The sequence below is a fragment of the Pontimicrobium sp. MEBiC01747 genome (assembly GCF_053601635.1).
In genome coordinates this window covers 1-4,733 of record NZ_JBSHNS010000226.1, presented here as the reverse complement: position 1 = coordinate 4,733, position 4,733 = coordinate 1, and the positions used below count along the sequence as shown (strand labels likewise).

Genomic DNA, 4,733 nt, shown 5'->3' with positions numbered 1-4,733 from the left:
GTGAGGGTTACTGTAAAAATGAGAGAGCTTAAATAAATTTTTTGCCATTATTGAATTACTAGAAGGTATAACATTGTCACGATATTCTACGTTTCTAGAAACTAAATCTGCATCTTCATTTGAAGTGAAATAAAACATTTTATTAGTCTCATCAAAAAAATGATCAAAAGTGTAATTAGTTAAATCTCTGGCAGTAAATAACCATTTATCGTTTAAAGTAATTTCATATAAAGCAATAAAAGCTTCAGTAGTAGTAGCGTAATCTTCTAAATAACCATTTATAGAACTCACACCATTTTTATAATTATGATTTAAGCCTCCATCTTCTCGTAATTGGTTATTAATTATAAAATTAGCATTTTGTATTGCAGACTTTAAATAGTCTTCATTACCTAAAACCCGATAAGCATCAATATAACCTTTAAGCATGAGGGCATTCCATGATGTTAACGTTTTATCATCTAAACGAGGTCGTTTTCTTAAAGTTCTTTGTTTTAAAAGTAAATCTTGCCACTGTTGTTTTTTAGATACTAATGTGTTAAAATGTATTTTATGTTTTTCTATAAAGTCTTTATCTGTTTTACTTTTAATAAGAACATAATTACCATTTTCCCAATGACCATAACCATTAACATTATAATAATCTGAAAATAAGTTATAATCATCACCTAATAACTGTTTAAGTTCTTCTTTTCGCCAAACATAAAAAGCGCCTTCCTCTAACGCTCCCTCTTTAGTAATACTATCTGCATCTAGAGAGGAGTAAAAAGCCCCATTTTTAGCAGTTAATTCTCGCTTTACAAACTCTAAAGTTTCAACAACTACATCTTTATATAATTCATTTTTTGTAACTAAGTAAGCATCAGAATACAAACTTACAAGTTGTCCATTGTCGTAAAGCATTTTTTCAAAATGAGGAACATGCCATTTTTCATCTACAGAATATCTAGAAAACCCACCTCCAATTTGATCGTAGATGCCGCCATTAGCCATTTTTGTTAGTGTAGTGTTTACAAAAGTATTAAGAGCACTATCATTATTTTGATATGCATAACGTAATAAAAAATGATAATTATTTGGCATCATAAATTTTGGTGCGCGATTGAGGCCACCTTTTTTATTGTCAAATTGTTGAGACCAAATAGCAATAGTTTCTTTAACGAAACTGCTTTCAAAATTAATATCATCGTTATTTAGCGATACAATATCCATGGTTTTAATACCCTGTTCTAATTTGTCTGCATATTCATATAGTTTATCTGGATTGGTATTATAAAGTTCAGATATTTTGTTTAAGGCATCGATCCATTGTTCTTTTTTAAAATATGTGCCTCCCCATATAGGTCTTCCATCAGGTAAAGTGATTACGTTTAATGGCCAACCGCCTTGCCCGGTCATAAGTTGCACCGCATTCATATATACTTGATCAACATCTGGACGCTCCTCTCTATCAACTTTAATGCTAATATAATTGGCGTTCATTACTTTGGCGACCTCTACATTTTCAAAGCTTTCATGCTCCATAACATGGCACCAATGACATGCAGAATAACCAACGCTTATAATTATTAACTTATTATCTTTTTTAGCTAGCTCTAAGGTTTCATCATTCCATGCATTCCAATTAACAGGGTTGTGTGCATGTTGTAATAAGTATGGGCTTGTTTCATTAATAAGATTATTTGTAAATTCATGCGCCATACTATTTTTATTTTGTCCTTTACAACTAATTAAAGCGATTAATAAGAAGAGTTTAATAAATTTCATAAACCAAAGTTAGTTAAATAAAAATGTAAAAATTATTTTCAATTAAAAAAATACAAGACGTAGGGTAGGAAATAGGCAACTAAAATTGTTATATGTTATATAACAATCGATAAGCCTTTTTATTAAAGGATGAAATGCAAGTATTTACGGTATAAGTTACTCGAGATTAACATAAAAATTGAGTTATTATTAGTATAATTGCAATAGTAGATTTAGATAAAAAAACTGAACCCTCTTTATGATGAGAAATTTTACATTACTTATAGTTTTATTCATTTCATTTTTCACGCTTCAAGCACAAGACATTTTAATGCAAAACGGGACATTTAATCAATGTTCGGGTACTTTGTATGATTCAGGAGGAAGTGCTAGTAATTATGGAAATAACGAAAACTTTGTTTTAACGCTTTGCCCAGACGCAGCAGATCAATTTATTTCATTAAACTTTACGCAGTTTGGAACCCAAGCAGTAAATGATGTATTGACTATATATGATGGAGATGATACTACAGCTCCTATAATTGGAACATACTCAGGAGGAGGAGCTGCAAATAATCCAGGAACCGTTTCTGCATCTACTACAAGTGCAACAGGATGTTTAACACTAGAATTTGTTAGTGATGCAACAGGGCCTACTGTTGGTTGGGCTGCAGAAATATCATGTTTAGAAACTTGCCAAACAATAACACCATCAATAGACTCTACAACACCAGCAGCAAATGGAGCAGGTATTGTTGAAGTGCCAGTAGGAACAAATGTTGTATTTAACGGAAGCGCAACGTTTTCAGATGATCCAACAGGAGCAACATATAATTGGAACTTTGGTGATGGAAATGCAGATGCTGGGGAAGTAGTTAACCATACATTCAATACTGTAGGGACATTTACGACAACTTTAACAGTTACAGATCCTAATCCAACAGGATGCTCTGAGCAGGTAACTATTACTGTCGTTGTACTAAGTCCATTAGTAACAATTAATAGTGCAGCATATCCTGAGTCTAGCTTTGGTCCAGAACAATTAATATCTGATGTATTAGTCTCTGGAGGTTGCTCTGGAGTAGATAATTTCACATTTCAAGTAAGTGGAGGAACAGGAGATTTAACAACAAAAAGTTACGGGTATTTTAGACAAGGAGGCGCTGTGAATTTCCCTTTTGAAGAAGGTGTTATTCTTACAACAGGACAAGCATTTGGAGGCGGAAACACAACAGCTGTGCCAGCTAACCCTAACCCAAGTAATAATAATGGACAGCCAGGAGATGCCGATTTAGAAGCAGCATTAGGACAAACAAATACTAATGATGCTACATTTATAAAATTTAATTTCGTACCAACAGCGAATAGCATTAGCTTCCGATTTTTAATGGCTTCTGAAGAATATGATGGAAATACTGAGTGTAGTTTTGCAGATAGTTTTGCCTTTTTATTAAGAGAGGTAGGAACTACAGCATATACTAATTTAGCAGTTCTTCCTGATGGAACACCAGTAAGTGTTACCAATATTAATAATTCAGGAAATTGTACAGCAAACCCTGCGTTTTTTGAAGGTTACAACCTTCCAGACACTAATTATGGAGGAAGAACGGTTGTGTTAACAGCAATGTCTAACGTAACACCTAATACAACTTATGAGATCAAATTAGTTGTTGCCGATCAAGGGGATTCTATATGGGATTCTGCAATTTTCTTAGAAGCAGGAAGTTTTAATTTAGGAGGCGATTTAGGAGATGATGTAACAATTGCAGCAGGAACATCTGTTTGTGAAGGAGACACAGTTTCTTTAAATACAGGTACAGATGCATCTGTAGCACATGTATGGTATTTTGAGGGGGTAGAAATTCCAGGAGAAACAGGGCCTACACTAGATGTAACGCAGCAGGGTAATTATTCTGTAGATGTAGTGTTTGCAGCTAGTTGTGTAGCTAATGACTCTATTTTTGTAGAGTTCATTCCAGGCGCTCAAGTCGATACAGTAAATAATTTAGTAGAATGTAATAACGGTTCAGGACCAGTAATTTTCGATTTAACAGAGAATACAGCACCAGCATTAGGCGCTCAAGACCCAGCAGTATATGCTGTTTCTTATCACAATACCGCTTTAGATGCTACAAATGGTACGAATGCAATCGCAGACCCAGCCAATTATACGGGAACAGATGGAGAGATTATTCATATTAGAGTAGAAAACGCTGCAACAATGATGTGTCCAGCGACAGACTCTTTTGAACTTCAGTTTTTAAATGTATCTTTAAATCCAGCACCAGATATGGAAGTTTGTGATGATATTTCTAATGATGGTACAGAAACTTTTGATTTACAGTCTCAAACAGCTGCTATATTAGGTACACAAGCAGCAGCAGATTATACTGTAACTTATCATTTAGATTTTGCTAATGCAGATGCAGGTACGGCTGCTTTACCAAACATGTATGATAATACGACTAGTCCAGAACCTATATTTGTTAGAATAGAAAGTGTAACAGATCCAGATTGTTATATAGCCTCTGCTACTACAGTTTTTAATTTAATAGTAAACCCAAGAGCAGTAGCAACCCAGCCAATGGATATGGTTGTTTGTGATGATACTTCTGGAGATGGGGTCGAGGTTTTTGACTTAACAACTCAAGAACCAGCTATATTAGGAGGTCAAAACCCAGCAAATTATACAGTTTCTTATTATGAAAATGCAGCCGATGGAGATACACCAACTCCAATGAATGCAATTCCGAACCCAACAACGTATACTAATACAGGATCTCCTCAAACAATTTTTGTAAGGGTAGATGATAATACTAATCCTACATGTTATGGGTTTACTTCGTTCGATTTAATAGTAAATCCGTTACCCGTAATCCCAGTATTACCAGCCTACGAGATATGTGATAATGACGATGATGGCGATGCAACCAATGGAATAGCAGAGTTCGATTTATCAACCATAGATGCCTCCGCAATAAATGGAC

The 4,733-nt window shown here is 34.4% G+C and carries 2 protein-coding genes; one reads left to right on the top strand and one right to left on the bottom strand.

What is annotated here, in order from left to right; all coding sequences use genetic code 11:
- Window positions 1-1,767, bottom strand: a 1,767-nt coding sequence (locus tag ACVC2P_RS07520) for a thioredoxin domain-containing protein (RefSeq protein ID WP_452597866.1), incomplete at its 3' end; no start/stop codon positions are given.
- Window positions 1,768-2,005: 238 nt separating this feature from the next.
- Here ACVC2P_RS07520 and ACVC2P_RS07515 point away from each other — a divergent pair.
- The coding region (locus tag ACVC2P_RS07515; RefSeq protein ID WP_452597865.1) for a choice-of-anchor L domain-containing protein at window positions 2,006-4,733 on the top strand (2,728 nt) is incomplete at its 3' end.